Source organism: Kordia sp. (assembly GCF_050633145.1).
Taxonomy (GTDB): Bacteria; Bacteroidota; Bacteroidia; order Flavobacteriales; family Flavobacteriaceae; genus Kordia.
In genome coordinates this window covers 1-16,753 of the sequence record NZ_JBOEFY010000073.1, presented here as the reverse complement: position 1 = coordinate 16,753, position 16,753 = coordinate 1, and the positions used below count along the sequence as shown (strand labels likewise).

The window sequence follows — 16,753 nt, the reverse complement described above, 5'->3', positions numbered from 1 at the left end:
GCAAACCCGAATTGTATTCCTAAGAAACCGAAACTCATGTTCCATATTTCCCAGAAACTTAATTTACGCTTTTCCATTATCGTAATGTATTAGTTAATAACTATGTACGATAAGCGTTTAAACTTATCAAAACTTACTTTTAGGTGAGAGATAAAAATATAAGTCTTGATATTTTACGGTGTAAATATAGTTTTTTTTTTGAAACAGACATCATTAAATTATAATTCTGAAAGCTGATTCGTCAAAAATTTAACAAATTAACACCTGATACTCACCAAATTATCGTGTGGTGTCACGTTCTATTAATGTTGTATTTATTACTTCTGTTTGATAATTTTCTTCATCAACTAATTCTTCTAACTTGTCAATTAACATCGTTGCAGATCTTTCGCCCATTTCAACAGCATGCTGACTTATAGTACTTAAAGACGGAATGGCGTGTTTGGATAAAACACCATCTGTAAATGCAACGATAGACATGTTTTCTGGAATTTTATACCCTTTGTTAATTGCAATTTTCATTGCTGTAATAGCGTAAAGTTCATTTACTGCAAAAATTCCATCAATTGATTTTTCTTTATCAAGTAACGCCGAAATTTCTTTTTCGAGCGTTTCAATTTCTATCTCTTTATCTTTGTTTTCTTCTACCTTAATAATAAGTGAAGATTTTGGTTCAATTTTGTGTTCCTCCAAAGCTTCCAAATAGCCTTGAGTTCTTAGTTTTCCAACGTTTACATAATCTTTTGTTGTAATAAGCGCAATATTTTTGCAACCACTTTCAATCAATTTTGTGACAGCTTTTCTAGAACCCATTTTATCGTCCACAACTACTTTGTCACAAGCAATTTCGTTTACAACTCTATCAAACATTACAATAGGCATTCCTTGATTTATGGTTTCATAGAAATGATGGTAATCCTGTAAAAGCAGAGTTTCTTTAGCAACAGAGAGAATAAAACCGTCAATACTTCCGTTGGCAAGCATTTCAATGTTAATCACTTCTTTATCAAACGATTCATTAGACAATCCGATAATAACATTGTATCCTCTATTATTGGCTTCCTTCTCAATTCCGCTAATCACTTTAGAGAAAAAATGATGTACAATTTCAGGAATAATGACACCAATGGTTTTGGTACGCTTGTTTTTTAGACTTAAAGCAATGTTATTTGGTCTGTAATTATAGAGTTTTGCAAACGCTTGAACTTTACTTCTAGTGTCTAAACTAATCTCTTTACTATTTCTTAATGCTTTCGAAACAGTTGATACAGAAACGTCTAATTCTTTGGCTATTTGTTTAAGAGTTACTTTTCGCTTCATGAGGATTTATTATAAGATCAATAATTAAAGCTGTGATTTTCTATTTTTTTGTTAAAAATACGCTGTTTTCATTAGATAAAACTCAATGATAACAAAAGTTGTCAACACGAAAACGATTGCGTAACTCTAAAAGTTATTCCTAGATTTTGATTTACTCAAAATTTACATAGTTTTAACATCGAGAGGTAAAAATATAGCGTATTTAAACTAAAAAACACACGTAAATTAATAACTATTTGTTCAGAAATATTTTAAAAAACACGTGATTTTTTTATGACAATTTTGAAAACAAAAAATTAAACAAATGAAGAAAATGCAAAAATTTATTTTGTTTTTGGCTTTTTTGATTCCAATAGGAATGCTTGCCCAAACAAAAGTGACAGGCGTTGTTACTGAGCAATCTACAGGAACTCCACTTTTAGGAGTAAATGTAGTCATCAAAGGAACAACTACTGGAACGACCACAGATTTTGACGGTAAGTATCAAATAAATGTAAACAACGGACAAACTATTGTATTTACATATGTAGGATACAAAACTCAGGAGCTCGCTTATACAGGACAAGCTACTATTAATGTAGCGTTAGAAGAAGATGCTTCTAAACTTAATGAAGTTGTCGTAGTAGGATATGGTTCTGCAGTAAAGAAAGATGTAACAGGAGCAGTTGAGTCTGTAAATTCCGATGATTTTAACGGCGGAGCTATTGTTTCTCCAGAACAATTAATTTCTGGTAAAACAGCCGGAGTACAAGTAACACCACCAAGTGGAGCGCCAGGTTCTGGTTCTGCAATTAAAATTAGAGGTGGAGTTTCTTCGCTATCGGCAAGTTCAAGTCCATTAATTGTAGTTGATGGAGTTCCGTTAGATCAAGGAAATAGCGGATTGAATTATATCAATGCAAACGATATTGAGTCATTCACTGTATTAAAAGATGCTTCTGCGGCTTCTATCTACGGATCGAGAGCAACAGGAGGAGTTATCTTAATTACAACGAAAACTGGGAAATCAGGTCAGCCAATGAACATTAATGTAAATCATTATACTTCTGTCGGAAAGAACGTAAACGAAGTAGATGTTTTATCGTCAACACAATTTAGAGACTTAGTAATGGCTAATGGAAATGCAAATCAAATTGCACAATTAGGAAATACGAGCACAGATTGGCAAGATCAAATTTATAGAGGTTCATTAACATCAGATACAAACGTAACCGTTTCTGGAGGTTTTGATAATTCTAATTATAGAGCTTCTGTTGGTTTTGTAACGCAAAGAGGAACATTACGTAATTCTAAAGTTGATCGTTGGACAGGTTCTGTAAAGTTCATTCAACGATTATTAGATGATGATCTTAAAATTGAAGCAAACGTTTTAGGCGCTTTGCTTGATGATACTTTTGGAAATACAGGCGCAATTGGAGCAGCCGTTTCTTTTGATCCAACGCAATCTGTATTTGATTCAACAAGTCCTTTTGGTGGATATACTGAAAATGTAAACAATGATGGAACTATTAATACAATTGCGGTTCGTAACCCAGTTGGATTGTTAGAGTTAAACAGTAATACTGCCGATACTAAGAGAAGTACTGGAAGTTTAAAGCTTGACTATACACTGCCATTCTTTAGAGATATTAAAGTAACTGCTAAAGGCGGATATGACTATTTTGAAGTAGATGGGAATTTAAATATTCCACGAGAAGCAGCTTCAAACTTTAATAGTGAAGGTTTAGTCGGAACATACAGTACACTTAATAGAAGTAAATTGTTAGACTTGTATGCAAACTACAAGAAAGATATTGAAAGCATTAAAAGTACAGTTGATGTAACAGTTGGTCACTCTTTCCAAAACTTTTACAGATCGAACAGATTCCAAAATACAACTGGACTTGGTCAAGTAACAGGAAATGTATTTAAAACAGAAAACGCTTTAGAATCGTATTTTGGAAGAGTAAACTTTGCCTATGACGATAAATACTTGTTAACGTTTAACTTAAGAAATGATAGTTCATCTCGTTTAAATCCGGATGATCGTTCAGACTTTTTTGGCGGACTTTCATTAGGATGGAATATTATCGATGAAAACTTCATGAAAGATTCAAAAGTATTCTCTCAATTAAAATTAAGAGCAGGATACGGAGAAACGGGACAACAAGAATTTGGTCAAGATTACGGATACATTCCACGTTATACAACTGGTGACGGACAAGTACAGTATCAATTCGGGTATAATCCAGATGGAACACCACGTTTTGTAACCACACTTCGTCCAGAAGAATATGATGAAAACTTACGTTGGGAACGTTCTAAAACCTTCAATATTGGTTTAGATTTTGGTTTCTTCAACGATCGTTTAACAGGTTCTGTAGAAGTATATGAGCGTAAAGTAGAGGACTTAATCAACTTTATTCCAGTACCTGCAGGAACAAACTTATCAAATGCTTTATTTACAAACGTTGGTAACTTAGAAAACCGAGGTTTAGAAATAAACTTAAATGCTACAATTGTAGAAAATGATACATTCTCATGGAATACAAACTTCAATGTTTCTTTCTTCGAGAACAAAATCACAAAACTATTCTTAACAGACGATCCTACATCTCCAGGTTCTCCAACGGGAGGAATTGCAGGTGGAGTTGGTAACACAATTCAAATTAACTCTGTAGGATATGAGGCAAACTCTTTCTATGTATTCAAACAAATATATGATGCAAACGGAGCGCCAATTGAAGGTGCGTATGTAGATATCAATGCCGATGGTGTAATTGATACAAACGATCGATACAGATACAAGAGTCCAAATCCAGACGCAGTACTTGGTTTTACATCAAATATGCAGTACGGAAAGTTTGATTTCGGATTTACGATGAGAGCGAGCATAGGAAACTTTGCATACAATAACGTAGCATCTAACACAGGAAATGTTGCTGCATTATTTGGAGCGAACTCTATCAACAATGTAAACGCATCCATCTTAGATACAGGGTTTCAAAATCAGCAATTATTCTCTGATTACTATGTGCAAGATGCTTCTTTCTTAAAATTAGACAACCTAACAATAGGATATAACTTAGACAATATCTTCAAAGATGTACGTATGAGAGTGTACGCAACAGGACAAAACTTATTTGTAATTACAGATTACGACGGATTAGATCCTGAAATCAGTGGTGGAATTGACAACAATTTCTATCCTAGATCAAGAAACATATTAATGGGAATTAATTTGAACTTATAATAAAGAATACCAAATACATAAAATGATGAAAACAATTAGAAAACAATCAAATCGTATAGGTATTGTACTATTATTACTCGTGGCTAGCATCGGATTTACATCTTGTGAAGATCAGCTAGACTTAGAACCAATAGTAGAACAGTCGGCAGCAGATGTATTCGACGATCCTGCAGCTTACGAACAATTTCTTGCTAGAATTTATGCAGGTTTTGTAGTAAGTGGACAGCAAGGTCCAGCAGGTAATCCTGATATTACAGGAATTGACGAAGGATTCTCAAACTATTTGAGACAATACTGGAAACACCAACAATTAACTACAGACGAAGCGTTAATTGCTTGGAATGATGGTACAATTCATGACCTTAACTGGCAAGTATGGACACCAGCAAATGAGTTTATAACAGCAATGTACAACAGAATTTATTTTCAGATTTCGATCTCTAATGAATTCTTAAGAGCAACACAAAATGTAGCTGAATCAGAATTTTTACCAGCAGCATACAAAGCTGAGGTACGTTTCTTAAGAGCATTAAGTTACTGGCATGCAATTGATATGTTTGGAAATGTTCCTTTTGTAACAGAAGCAGATCCTATTGGAGCATTTTTGCCAACGCAAGGAAGCAGACAAGAAGTATTTGACTTTATTGTTTCTGAATTAACAGCAATTGAGCCAACAATGATTGATGCACGTCAAAATGTATATGGAAGAGCAGACAAAGCAGCCGTTTGGATGTTATTGGCAAAATTACACTTAAACGCTGAAGTATACACAGGAACAGATCAAAGCGCACAGGCAATTCCGTACTTAGAAAATATTATTGGAGCAGGATATACACTTCATACAGATTATGACGAATTATTCTTAGCAGACAATGATTCAAATGGAGCTCAAAACGAAATGATTTTCTCTTTCAACTCTGATGGATTAAATACACAAGGATTTGGTGCAATGACATTCTTAGTACATGCGCCTGTTGGAGGAAACATGAATGCAGCAGCTTTTGGTATCAACGGAGGTTGGGGAGGAATCAGAACTACAAGTGCTTTTGTAAACAAATTCTCTGCAGCTGAATTACTTACAGATGATAGAGCAAACTTCTTTACAGACGGACAAGAATTAGAAATTGCAGATGTATTTAATTTTAATGACGGATATGCTGTAGAAAAATTCAAAAATGTAACAAGTGCTGGAGTTCAAGGGTCAGATAGTTCAGGAGATTTTATCGATACAGATTTCCCTGTCTTCAGATTGGCAGATGCATATTTAATGTATGCGGAAGCTGTAAAAAGAAGCGGAACAGGAAACGAAGGATTGGCAGTACAATATGTAAACCTTGTAAGACAACGATCTAACGCAAACCCAATTGGAGGTTTTTCAGATATTACGGATGAATTTTTACTATCTGAACGTTCAAAAGAATTGCATTGGGAAGGACATAGAAGAACAGACTTAATTCGTTTCGGACAATTCTCTAATCAAGGAATTTGGCCTTGGAAAGGAAATGTTGAAGGTGGAACTACAACGGAAGCATTCAGAGATTTATTTCCAATTCCATCTACAGACATTACCGCAAACCCTAACTTAACTCAAAACCCAGGTTACTAAAAAAATAACACAGATGAAAAAACTAAATAAAATATCAGCAGGCTTTTTAGCAGTAGTTGCCTTTGTTGGATTTAACGCATGTAGTGATGATGATAATTTAATCATTGCTACTCCAGAAGGCGGTCCACAATTAGTGACACCAGCATCAGGAACAGCAATTGTTTTGAGTGCAGCAAACGAACAAAATGTAGCGACTACATTAGTTTGGAACGATGCAGATTATGATGCACAAACAGCTATTAATTATAGTGTAGAGATTGCTTTATCAGGAACAGATTTCGCTGCGCCAATTGCTGGCGGATCAACCAATGAGCGTTTTATCTCTTGGACGAATCAACAATTAAATGATGTATCTATCGCTGCAGGACTTAATCCGTTTGTAGCAGGAGATTTAGATGTACGTGTCATTTCCTCTATTGGAACGCAAGATGCGCAACAACAAATTTCAGACGTAATTACATTAAACATTACACCATACACAACCTCGTTACCAACAATTGCAGTACCAGGAGATCACCAAGGATGGGATCCAGCAACAGCACCAAGATTGGCTTCTTCTGAATTTGGAGCTTCAGATTATGAAGGATATGTTTGGTTAAACAACGAATACAAATTTGTAGCGCCAGATGACGCAGGAAACTTTGCTTGGGGAAATACTGATTGGGGAGACGATGGAAGTTTCTCTGGAGTTTTAGTAGAAGATGGAGAATCTAATGTACCAGCAACTCCAGGATACTATTACTTACAAGTAGATACTGAAAACTTAACATACAGTGCTAATCAATACACAAACTGGGGACTTATCGGATCTGGAACACCAACAGGTTGGGACAGTGATAGCGATATGACTTATGATTCAACAACGCAAACATTTTCAATTACAATTGACTTAACTGCAGATGAAATAAAGTTTAGAGCAAACGACGGTTGGGACTGGAACTACGGTGATACTGGAGCTGATGGAAGATTAAACAATGGAGGAGACAATATTGTTGTACCAGTAGCAGGAAACTATACAGTAGTATTAGATTTGAGTAATCCAAGAGAATACACATATACACTAACACTTAACTAAAAAACGCAGAACGGATCTTACTGAAAAGCAAGATGTCAAGTTCTATGTTTATACATATTGGCTGATTTCTAAGAGATGTAATTTTTTTTGAATTGAGTCTTTATGTAACGATCACTCAAAAAGGCTGTAATATGAATCATTACAGTCTTTTTTATCTAAAGTAACTTGAATTCGATATAAAAGTCAAGAGTGAGTTTATCTTTTCCGCAGTATAGCAGGGGTTTTTCGTTAAAAATTTTTGAAGCCTTGGAGAAATGTAAATTTATGAGCTCAGATATAGAAAATAGAGCTTGGAGAACTAAAATTTCGAAAAAGTCATGTGGTTTTAATTTTCCCCAAAAAGGAAAATTAAAAATACCTCTGGAAAAGCGCACTTTCTTTTGTTTCTTTTCTTTGTACGAGCAAAGAAAACGAAAATAAAAAACTGAAATTCAGTGTTTTACATATGGATAGCTAAGTATTTTCAAAATTTTATTTGAAAAAAACTTACATCGAATTTGGGTTAAGTAATTACGAAGTATTCAAATAAAAAGCTATGAAATATGTCTTATGAACATAAAATTCACAAGGCAAATTCCATCTGACAAAAACTAAAACAGATGAAAAAAAAATTACACATATTATGTTTATTGTTTGCGAGTATCGCGTTTGGTCAGGTAACCATTACGCCAACACCGTATGAGGTTGACGACTCAATTACAATTACAGTAGACATCAACAGTTCTGCCACAGATTGTGACGGAATCAACAACCCGAACAAAGTATATATGCACTCTGGCGCAGGAACCAACAGTAATCCTTGGACCTATGTTGTTGGAAATTGGGGACAAGACGATGGTGTTGGAGAAATGACTGATATGGGTGGCGGATTATGGCAAATTACCATTGTTCCTGAAACCTATTATGGCTTAACAACCGCTCAAGCGGAAACGATCACAAAGATGGGAATGGTTTTCAGAAACGAAAATGGAGGTCAAGAACTCAAAGCAACTGGCTGTGCCGATTTCTTCTTTGATGTAGGTGCTTTTCAAGCTACACTAGTAACGCCAAACGAAGGAAGCACAACGATTTTAGCTTCAGGTTCAAACCTCGCAATCACCGCAAACAATACAGCTGGAGGCGCTGCGTACGTATTAAAAGCTAACGGAGCAACAATAAACTCAAGCAATGGTACTTCGTATTCGTATACAGATACAAACATTACCACAAACACAAATTATGCGTTAGAAGTTACTTTGGGAGGAACAACAGTTATAAAAAACTTTAGCGTAATTATCAACCCTGGAACAGTAACAGAAACGTTGCCAGCAGGTTTAGAAGATGGAATCAATTACGATGCAGATACTTCAAAAGCTACTTTAGTATTAGACGCACCAAACAAAGACTTTGTATACATCGCAGGAAGTTTTAACAATTGGCAACCAGACGGAAGTTACGCGATGAAAAAAGATGGCACTACAGGAAAATTTTGGCTAGAAATCAACGGATTAACGCCAGGACAAAACTATACCTATCAATATTGGGTAATTGACGAAACACCAATTGCAAATTCGCCAGCATTGGTAAAAACAGCAGATCCATATTCTACATTAGTATTATCGCCTTTTGACGATCCATTTATTCCAGCAACGACATATCCAAACCTTCCAACATATCCTGTGGGACAAGAACGTGAAGTTACGGTATTACAAACGGGACAAACACCATACAACTGGCAAGTAACAAACTTTGCAAAGCCTAAAAAAGAAGACTTAATTGTATATGAAGTATTAATTCGTGATTTTGATGCAGATCGTAATTATCAAAACCTAATAGATCGTATTGATTACTTTAAAAACTTACACGTAAACGCCATTCAATTAATGCCAATCATGGAATTTGAAGGCAATGAAAGTTGGGGATACAATACGTCTTTTCATTTAGCATTAGACAAATATTACGGAACTTCAGATAAGTTTAAAGAATTTGTAGACTTATGCCATCAAAATGGAATTGCAGTGATCTTAGATGTCGCTTTAAACCATGCTTTTGGAAGAAATCCAATGGTGCGTATGTGGATGAACGATCCAGATAACGACGGTTGGGGAGAGCCGAGTTCGGAGAATCCTTATTTCAATCAAGTAGCAACACATAGTTACAGTGTTGGTTCAGATTTTAATCATCAACAAACACGCACACAATACTACACAGAACGTGTTATAAAACATTGGATAGAAGAATATAATATTGATGGTTTCCGTTGGGATTTAACCAAAGGATTTACACAAGAATGTACTGCGGGCGATGATGGTTGTACCAACGGTTACAGAAATGACCGTGTGGCAATCTTAAAGCAATATGCTGATTATTCTTGGAGTTTAGACGATGATCATTATGTGATTTTTGAACATTTAGGACAAGACAACGAAGAAAAAGAATGGGCAGATTATCGCTTAGGCGAAGGAAAAGGAATTATGATGTGGGGAAAAATGACCGATCAATACAACCAATTAACAATGGGATTTGCGTCCAATGCAGATATTTCCAGAATGGGACATACGAGTAGAGGTTTTAACGGCCCGCGATTAATGGGATATGCAGAAAGTCATGATGAAGAACGATTAATGTATAAAAACTTACAGTTTGGAAATACAGCATTAGCTTCTCACAATGTACAGGATTTAAACACTTCATTATCTAGAATGTCTGCTTTAGGAGCGGCTTCATTGACAATTCCAGGACCAAAAATGATTTGGCATTTTGGAGCACTAGGAATGGAAAACTCAATCTTTACTTGTAGCAATGGAAGTGTTAATTTACCAAGTGATGGAACTCCAGGTGATTGTAAATTAGACACCAAACCGCAACCACAATGGACAAACAATTGGTTGGCAGATGCGAACAGAGCTAAAATATACAATGATTGGGCACGAATTATTGATCTAAAAGTGCAAGAAGCGGTTTTTGAAGGAAACTATGCAATAAGTCCATACATCAACGACATCAGACAACGTATTTATATTTGGGATGACAACCTTCCTGCGTCTGGATTGAAGAATGTAGTGATCTTATGTAATTTCTCTGTGGCTGATTTAGACATTGTACCTGATTTTCCATACACGGGAACTTGGTACGATTTAATGGACGATACAGGTACAACAAGTATCAATGTGACCAATACAGCAGATCCGATTTCGATTCCTGCGGGACAATTTAGAATTTTTGGAAATCAGCAGTCAGTTTTAAGCACAGAAGAATTTCAACAAACAACAAACACGCTTTCATTATATCCAAATCCTGCTTCTGACAGTTTTAAATTAGATAAGAATGTTGAAGAAGTACAGATTTATGATATCACTGGAAAACAAATCAAAACATTTAAAGGTGGTTTTACTGCAGGACATTCATTTGATGTTTCTGAATTAACCAATGCTTTGTATTTAGTAAAAGTTGTTTCAAACGAAGGAACAGCTACTAAACGATTGCTTATAGAATAATGTTTTTCTCTAATGAAAAATCGGCTATACTATCATTATTTGACTAAACTTGTTCGTAGCTAGGTTGTGTTATAATTTTTAATATTACGAGAAGAATATTTAAAAAAGGTCGCTATTTCTAGCGACCTTTTTGTTTAGTTATAGTTGACTTATATTACTTTTTTCGCCAAAGCAACACCTTACCATTCCTTGTTTCGCTTCCTGCGGCAACTTTAGTAACTCCTTTTCTAGAGATTATTATTTGTCCATTAAAATTAGTATTTGCATCCCAGTTAGCATCGTCGCTATAAAAAATTCGAGTGAGCGAAAAAAGGTCTAGATAGTTTTCACATAAAGTATTCTGAAACTTTTTTGTAATCTCTTCCGCTTTCTTTTTAGTAGCCAATTGCCAATCATTATACCCTAAAAAGCTATAATTATTTCCTCCAATAGCAGTCGCATGTTTTCTCCATGTTTGCGAAGTTAGTTTCATCGGATTTACCACCATCTCATTAGAATTTGGTACATCAATGGTGTTGAAGGTATATCCTTTTCTGTAGGTTGTTGGCATTTGCTTTGATGAATTATAAGTTTCAAAAGCAATAGGAAGCGCGTCTTTTTTCTCCACAAGCGCATCTTGATAAAAGTTAACTTTACCATTCCAAACATTACCCAGATACAGACCAGAAGCTCTATTTTGAAGAATGTAAAAATCATCTGTTACTTTCTCAATATTCCAATATTGATCTCCTAGAGATGAACCAGTATATTTTTCAAATACAGCCAATTGCCCAAGAACATTATCAAAATAAGGTTTTGTTTTAAAAAATCGTATTGGGCTTAAAACTCTTTGCTCATTTCCTGTAATTCTATATCCTTTAGTAGCGCCTAAATATTCAATTTTGTATATATAGTCAAAGAAGATGTTTCTGGAACGATCATTTATTGACCCTGTATTTCCAGTGGTATATACCCAACAAATATTTTGTGAACATGGCATTTCTGGTATGTACGCTTTTTGGTTTACTTGGTTCTTTCTTCTATATGCAATGCCGTAATTAATTGAAGTTGTATTTGTCATCCACTGATTTCCTAAAATGCTTGGATGTTTTACAGCTCTTGGAATTTTTTTGCCAGCTACAAAACCTTTAGAAAAATTCTTATTAAGAGCAATTACATTAAATTTCCCAGCTCTTCTGTCTGTTTTTTCATAGTAGGCTGCTAATACTTGTGATTTGCCTTTTAACATATCGGGACGATCACTTCCAGGATGGTAACGAGTTACATATTTGCCATTGAAAGCTTTAATCATGTAAAAGTCACTATTCTTAACAGGAATAAATTCAAATAATGCTTCGCGCGGTACTTTTCCGTTAGACTTTTTCTTCATCGTAGCAACTAAAAGGGAAGTAGGACCTTTTTTTCTACAGTCGCCACATACAGAAAGATACGTGCCAGCATAGGTGAGCAATCGTATTTTTCCATCTTGGTATTCTACTGTGTAAATGGATTCCTTGTTAGGTTTTCTGCTTGATGCGTCTGTATTAGACGTTACCGTTAAGTTGATAGATGAATACTTTAATCTTTGACAGTCCTTGCAAACTGTTGCCCATCGATTCAAGTCTGTGACTAAGGCAATTTGAGTGCCTTTAGGAATGGTTTGTTGTGCAAAAGCACTGTTGGTAGAAGTTAATAAGATTAAAAAAAAACTGGATACTACTAATAAACGTTTCATAAAATTTTGGATTAGTTAAAAATGAATAATTTTGGCTATTAAACAATTTTTAATGCTTCCTCAATTTTTGTAGCTAATGCGATTTCAACTTTAAAAATATAGAAGAAAAGGAGTGAAAAGGTCGCTAATTTTAGCGACCTTTTTGTGTAGCTATCGTTTGATAACGAGTTGTTATAGTTGACTTACTTTGCGCTATTTCAGCGTTTTTGCTTTTTTATTTGATATTGTAATTGTTGAGTCTTGCTCTTGCGCCATTCCGAATATAAAACTATAGTCAGAAGCATATTCTTGTCCATCTTTTGTATGATTAATTCCAGCACCAACATGACAATCCAAACAGGAAATTTTTTGCACATAAGTTTCCATGGTTACATTGGTCATAATCATTGGTGTTTTTCCACCATCTTTCAATGGAGTAAATGTTTCATTATCAGTATCAGAAACGGCACTCGATGGCCATTGGCTGTCTACTAAATGATAATATTGAAAGACACTTTTTGGTGACAACTCAGCAATGCGTTCATGTACAAACTTATTGAGTACTTTAGCATCCAAGCCAATAGTAGCTTCGTGCTCTTTAATTACCTGAACAGGCTGATCAATTGGATCTGTTCCAACAATTGGCGTCTGATTTGGCTTTTCATTGTATTTCTCTGGATTGTACAATAACCAATCTATTTTAGACTCTTTGATTTGTTTTTCAGGAGCTAAATCCGCATGTTCAAACGTTGCCCAATGGAATTGTGGCATGGATGGTGTTTTTTGAATGATATGCAATCCAACCAAACCTAGTTTTGTTTCTTTATAATCAGATAAAGTTACATCGGTTCTGCTTTTTACTTCTACATTCTGTGGAACCCAAGCCGTAATAATTTTATAGCGATCTTTCAACTTTTCATAATCTGCATCCGCAATCACGCGCCAAGCCGCTTTAATCTCTATAGCACCATTTGGTAACCAAATTCCGCCGTTTTCTGCCATTGCATTTTGCTTGACAGGATTGTACAATTCGTTCGTAGAAATATAATCAAACTCAGTATGATTCACTTTAATTTCATACCAAATCAACTTTCCATTTTGATCCGTTAACCAAGAAGTTCCTCCCGAAGCTTGAAACAACTCGTTTACCACTTCTTTATCATCATCAAACTTACTAAAATCGGCGACTTCTCTATGCGAAATATTATCATCAGGATTGGTATCCATAATTTGATCTAAATTGCTTCCCCATCGGGTTGGTTTGTGCTTGGTAAAGATATTTTCGGCACTTTTATAGGTTCCCAATGCCATTGGTGTTAAATCGCCAGGTTTTCCCCAGTCTTTAATCGTTTTAGATCGATCTGGTTGTCCAGCTTCTACAGGACTCGATGGCCATGTCAGCGCAATAAATGATTGCCATGCAAAGGTATTGGCACATTGTTGATTTAATATTTTAACATCAATTGGATTGTTTGGTAAAAATACCAAGGTATCACATCCTACACCACAAGCATTTGCGGCAGACATGTCTACGTATGTTGCTTTCTTGTTTTTGCAGCCAATAACCATAAGGATTGCTACAACTGTTACGAAACTGATAATTCTTGTTCTCATTGTATAATTTTAAATGGTTATTATTTGGCTAATGCATCTGCTGCAACAACTTCAAGCATATGCGGAACTGCCAATCCGAAATTGTTGTTTGTTACTAAAATGCTGTATTGCCCAACAGGTACATCTGCTGGAACTTTTACGCTAATATTAAACGTATATTCTTCGTTTTTGGTCAACGTTGCATAAGCTGGATCGTTCCCAACATAGCTTGATGTAACTTCAATATTTGTATCTGGAAAACTAATATTGAAGTTGTTAGGTTGAAATTTATTAGGAGGAATTCCATTGCCAAATTTATCAACCACATTGCTAATGACTACCGCAAGATTATCTACCGTACTTCCTTGTGCTACTTGTGTAATATTACTTGTTACATTGGCATATACATTCAACTTATTATACTTGTCAATACTTGTTTTTAAAATGTTGGCATCTACAAAATAATCGAGACCTACAATACCATTATCGGCAGTACAATCAAGTTCTTGAGCTTTGGTTTCTACAGAAGCAGGTTTTCCAGCTGCTGCCAATTGTACTTTGATGGTTTCCATAACTTGCGAACCATATTTTATGTTCTTACCAAACACTTTAATATCTTCTAAAGTGATACTGTCATCCCAACTTTCAGGAATTTCCATAATCATGTGTAAAATCATGTTGTTTGGATATGTTAATTGGTCTGGTTTGTTATGAACTTCGCCACGAACAAACTTGAAACAGTCTTGTATTTTAGCATCTTTTGGTGCGTTTGCAGGAAGTTCAAAATATTGGTATAAAGGTTCTTGCAAGTACAATCCAACAGGATTTAATAAAGTAACTTCCAAACCTTCTTGTACAGCTTGATACACATTTTGTCCAATATGCGGATCGCTATGTCTAAAGCGTCTTCCGTACTTGCTACAACAAATTAGCGTATTTGCATCTGCGTTTTCTTCCACATTATAGCTACGTAATACAGCACCGCCACCAGCCAAGACAATTTCGGCTTGTAATTCATTTGGCGGACTCGTTAAATGCATAGCACCACCTTTAGTATCGGTCATTTCCGTTCCGCTATTCCATTTATTAATTGGATTGTAAGCTGGCAACTGCGTTGTTCTGTCAATCACAGGATTTTTTAGAGAATCTGTTAGGTATAAATCTTTTAATTTGATGTTTGTATTGCCTAATGTTTTTTGATAGATGTCCAATACTTTATTTGGGTCTACTTTCCACATGGTCCAGTAATACTCTGGATTTTCACAAGTAAAATGAAGTCTTGTAATTTTTTTTGAAGTATTTCGCTTGATACCCATTTCACAATATTCATCGAGCCAACCTCTTGGTCCATACGGATCTAACATTTTTAGTTCTTCTGGATTAGGATTGCAAGGACTTTTTGGAATATACACCAATTCTTTCGTGTATTTTGCTTTAAATGCTACGGGACCAATATCTACCATTTCATACAATCTATCATTAGCAAAAGAGTTGTAGTTCTTTTTAGATCCTGCTTTGGTAAGGCTGTCTTTATAGTAAGAAACAAAACGTTCTTTTAAGTAGTGTAAGACACGTCCTGGAAAGGCTTCCCAACGTACAGGAATTTGTGCAGCATCTTTAAAGAAATCAGGATATTCTTTTGGGTCTACATAGGTTTTTCCTGGAACTGTATAGTCGTATCCACCACTTAAATTATAGGTGGCAGCATTGACGGTATACCGATGTACATATTTGTCCCAAGCATCTGCAAAAGCAGCTCTTTTTTCAGGATCTTGAAAATCTTTGTTTCCTTGATACGCTGGTGTGTCAAAAACAAAACTACTATTGCTTGTTTGTGATCCTGACATGTTCATGAGAAGCACACTAAAAACGGCTAATAGCAGTACTATTATGATTATTCTTTTCATTATGATGGTTATTAAGGTTAGTTTTCTGAGTTTAATTCGCCACAGCAATGGCAGAATTTACAGGGACAATTTTAGAATCGGAACCTTGTTCTCCTTGCGGAATGGCTGGCAATGTAAAGTTTGCAATGGCTCCTTTTTGGAATAATACACAATGTGTAGAACCTCCAAATTGGAAATACCCAATTTGTTCTCCTTTTTTCACTTTCTGCCCAACTTTTACCGTAATTAAACAGGAAGAAACTTCTGCCATTCCAATTGGCATGACGCAGACAGTTCCAAGTTTTTTATCGCCACTATCAATGAAGATTAAAGCTCTTGCAGCTACTTGTGCTAAATATGCTTGCGAATTGTTGGGTCCGGCAGGATCAAAACCTTCCGAAGCAGCTTCTGAATAATACGTTCCTTTTATGTTTCTGACTTCTACAATTTTTCCATCAATTGGTGAATGCCAACGGTGATAATTTTCAGCACTTAAATATGCTTGGTACACAGTTCCGCCAAGGTAATAATCGACATTGTGTCCATCGAGCATGTGTTCTAACGAATACGGCTGTCTCTTATACACATCTNNGCATGTGTTCTAACGAATACGGTTGCCCTTTTATCCAGAACTCACTCGTACGTTGCACATTACTGCTAATACGTAACGGAGCAGCTTCACAAGCACTTACAATTACTTTTTTGTCTTTTGGAGCGGCAACAGGTCTTTTTCCCTTTTTGAATTGACGAATAAAGAAATCATTCCACGATTTAAATCCCCAAAATGGTTTGTCTGGTTCATGAATAAAATCTTGCATGCTCAAGGCTTTGTAAGCACTTTTACTCATCCAGCCATTTGGTCCAGTGTTTAA

Annotated in this window: 10 protein-coding genes; 4 read left to right on the top strand and 6 right to left on the bottom strand. The window is 35.5% G+C overall.

Annotated features, from left to right (window positions below):
- Positions 1-279: 279 nt before the first annotated feature.
- Positions 280-1,320, bottom strand: a complete 1,041-nt coding sequence (locus tag ACRBBL_RS24500) for a LacI family DNA-binding transcriptional regulator (protein ID WP_431371731.1) — start codon at positions 1,318-1,320, stop codon at positions 280-282.
- A gap of 304 nt (positions 1,321-1,624) precedes the next feature.
- Here ACRBBL_RS24500 and ACRBBL_RS24495 point away from each other — a divergent pair, with 304 nt between their 5' ends.
- The 4 genes from ACRBBL_RS24495 to ACRBBL_RS24480 all read left to right on the top strand — a co-directional run bounded on the left by ACRBBL_RS24495 (position 1,625) and on the right by ACRBBL_RS24480 (position 10,709).
- Complete coding sequence (locus ACRBBL_RS24495; protein WP_431371730.1) at positions 1,625-4,552, top strand: SusC/RagA family TonB-linked outer membrane protein; 2,928 nt, start codon at positions 1,625-1,627, stop codon at positions 4,550-4,552.
- Positions 4,553-4,577: 25 nt separating this feature from the next.
- Complete coding sequence (locus tag ACRBBL_RS24490; RefSeq protein ID WP_431371734.1) at positions 4,578-6,158, top strand: RagB/SusD family nutrient uptake outer membrane protein; 1,581 nt, start codon at positions 4,578-4,580, stop codon at positions 6,156-6,158.
- A 13-nt stretch (positions 6,159-6,171) separates the two neighbouring features.
- Complete coding sequence (locus tag ACRBBL_RS24485; protein WP_431371729.1) at positions 6,172-7,233, top strand: SusE domain-containing protein; 1,062 nt, start codon at positions 6,172-6,174, stop codon at positions 7,231-7,233.
- 599 nt (positions 7,234-7,832) lie between these two features.
- Entirely contained in the window at positions 7,833-10,709 is a 2,877-nt protein-coding gene (locus ACRBBL_RS24480; protein ID WP_431371728.1) for an alpha-amylase family glycosyl hydrolase, read from the top strand.
- 154 nt (positions 10,710-10,863) lie between these two features.
- Here ACRBBL_RS24480 and ACRBBL_RS24475 read toward each other — a convergent pair whose 3' ends face one another.
- The 5 genes from ACRBBL_RS24475 to ACRBBL_RS24455 all read right to left on the bottom strand — a co-directional run.
- Positions 10,864-12,423, bottom strand: coding sequence for a hypothetical protein (locus ACRBBL_RS24475; protein ID WP_431371727.1), 1,560 nt, complete (start codon positions 12,421-12,423; stop codon positions 10,864-10,866).
- A 192-nt stretch (positions 12,424-12,615) separates the two neighbouring features.
- Entirely contained in the window at positions 12,616-14,016 is a 1,401-nt protein-coding gene (locus ACRBBL_RS24470) for a hypothetical protein (protein ID WP_431371726.1), read from the bottom strand.
- A 20-nt stretch (positions 14,017-14,036) separates the two neighbouring features.
- Positions 14,037-15,902: a hypothetical protein gene (locus ACRBBL_RS24465; protein WP_431371725.1), complete on the bottom strand. Its 1,866-nt coding sequence runs from the start codon at positions 15,900-15,902 to the stop codon at positions 14,037-14,039.
- A 31-nt stretch (positions 15,903-15,933) separates the two neighbouring features.
- Positions 15,934-16,467, bottom strand: a complete 534-nt coding sequence (locus ACRBBL_RS24460) for a phosphatidylserine decarboxylase (RefSeq protein WP_431371733.1) — start codon at positions 16,465-16,467, stop codon at positions 15,934-15,936.
- Between the two features lie 6 nt (positions 16,468-16,473).
- A partial coding sequence (locus ACRBBL_RS24455) for a phosphatidylserine decarboxylase (protein ID WP_431371732.1) occupies positions 16,474-16,699 on the bottom strand: 226 nt, incomplete at its 3' end.
- Positions 16,700-16,753: the final 54 nt, after the last annotated feature.

Coding starts and splice junctions, on each gene's coding strand:
- ACRBBL_RS24475 (WP_431371727.1), bottom strand. CDS start 12,423: ATGAAACGTTTATTAGTAGTATCCAGTTTTTTTTTAATCTTATTAACT.
- ACRBBL_RS24465 (WP_431371725.1), bottom strand. CDS start 15,902: ATGAAAAGAATAATCATAATAGTACTGCTATTAGCCGTTTTTAGTGTG.
- ACRBBL_RS24480 (WP_431371728.1), top strand. CDS start 7,833: ATGAAAAAAAAATTACACATATTATGTTTATTGTTTGCGAGTATCGCG.
- ACRBBL_RS24495 (WP_431371730.1), top strand. CDS start 1,625: ATGAAGAAAATGCAAAAATTTATTTTGTTTTTGGCTTTTTTGATTCCA.
- ACRBBL_RS24490 (WP_431371734.1), top strand. CDS start 4,578: ATGAAAACAATTAGAAAACAATCAAATCGTATAGGTATTGTACTATTA.
- ACRBBL_RS24485 (WP_431371729.1), top strand. CDS start 6,172: ATGAAAAAACTAAATAAAATATCAGCAGGCTTTTTAGCAGTAGTTGCC.
- ACRBBL_RS24500 (WP_431371731.1), bottom strand. CDS start 1,320: ATGAAGCGAAAAGTAACTCTTAAACAAATAGCCAAAGAATTAGACGTT.
- ACRBBL_RS24470 (WP_431371726.1), bottom strand. CDS start 14,016: ATGAGAACAAGAATTATCAGTTTCGTAACAGTTGTAGCAATCCTTATG.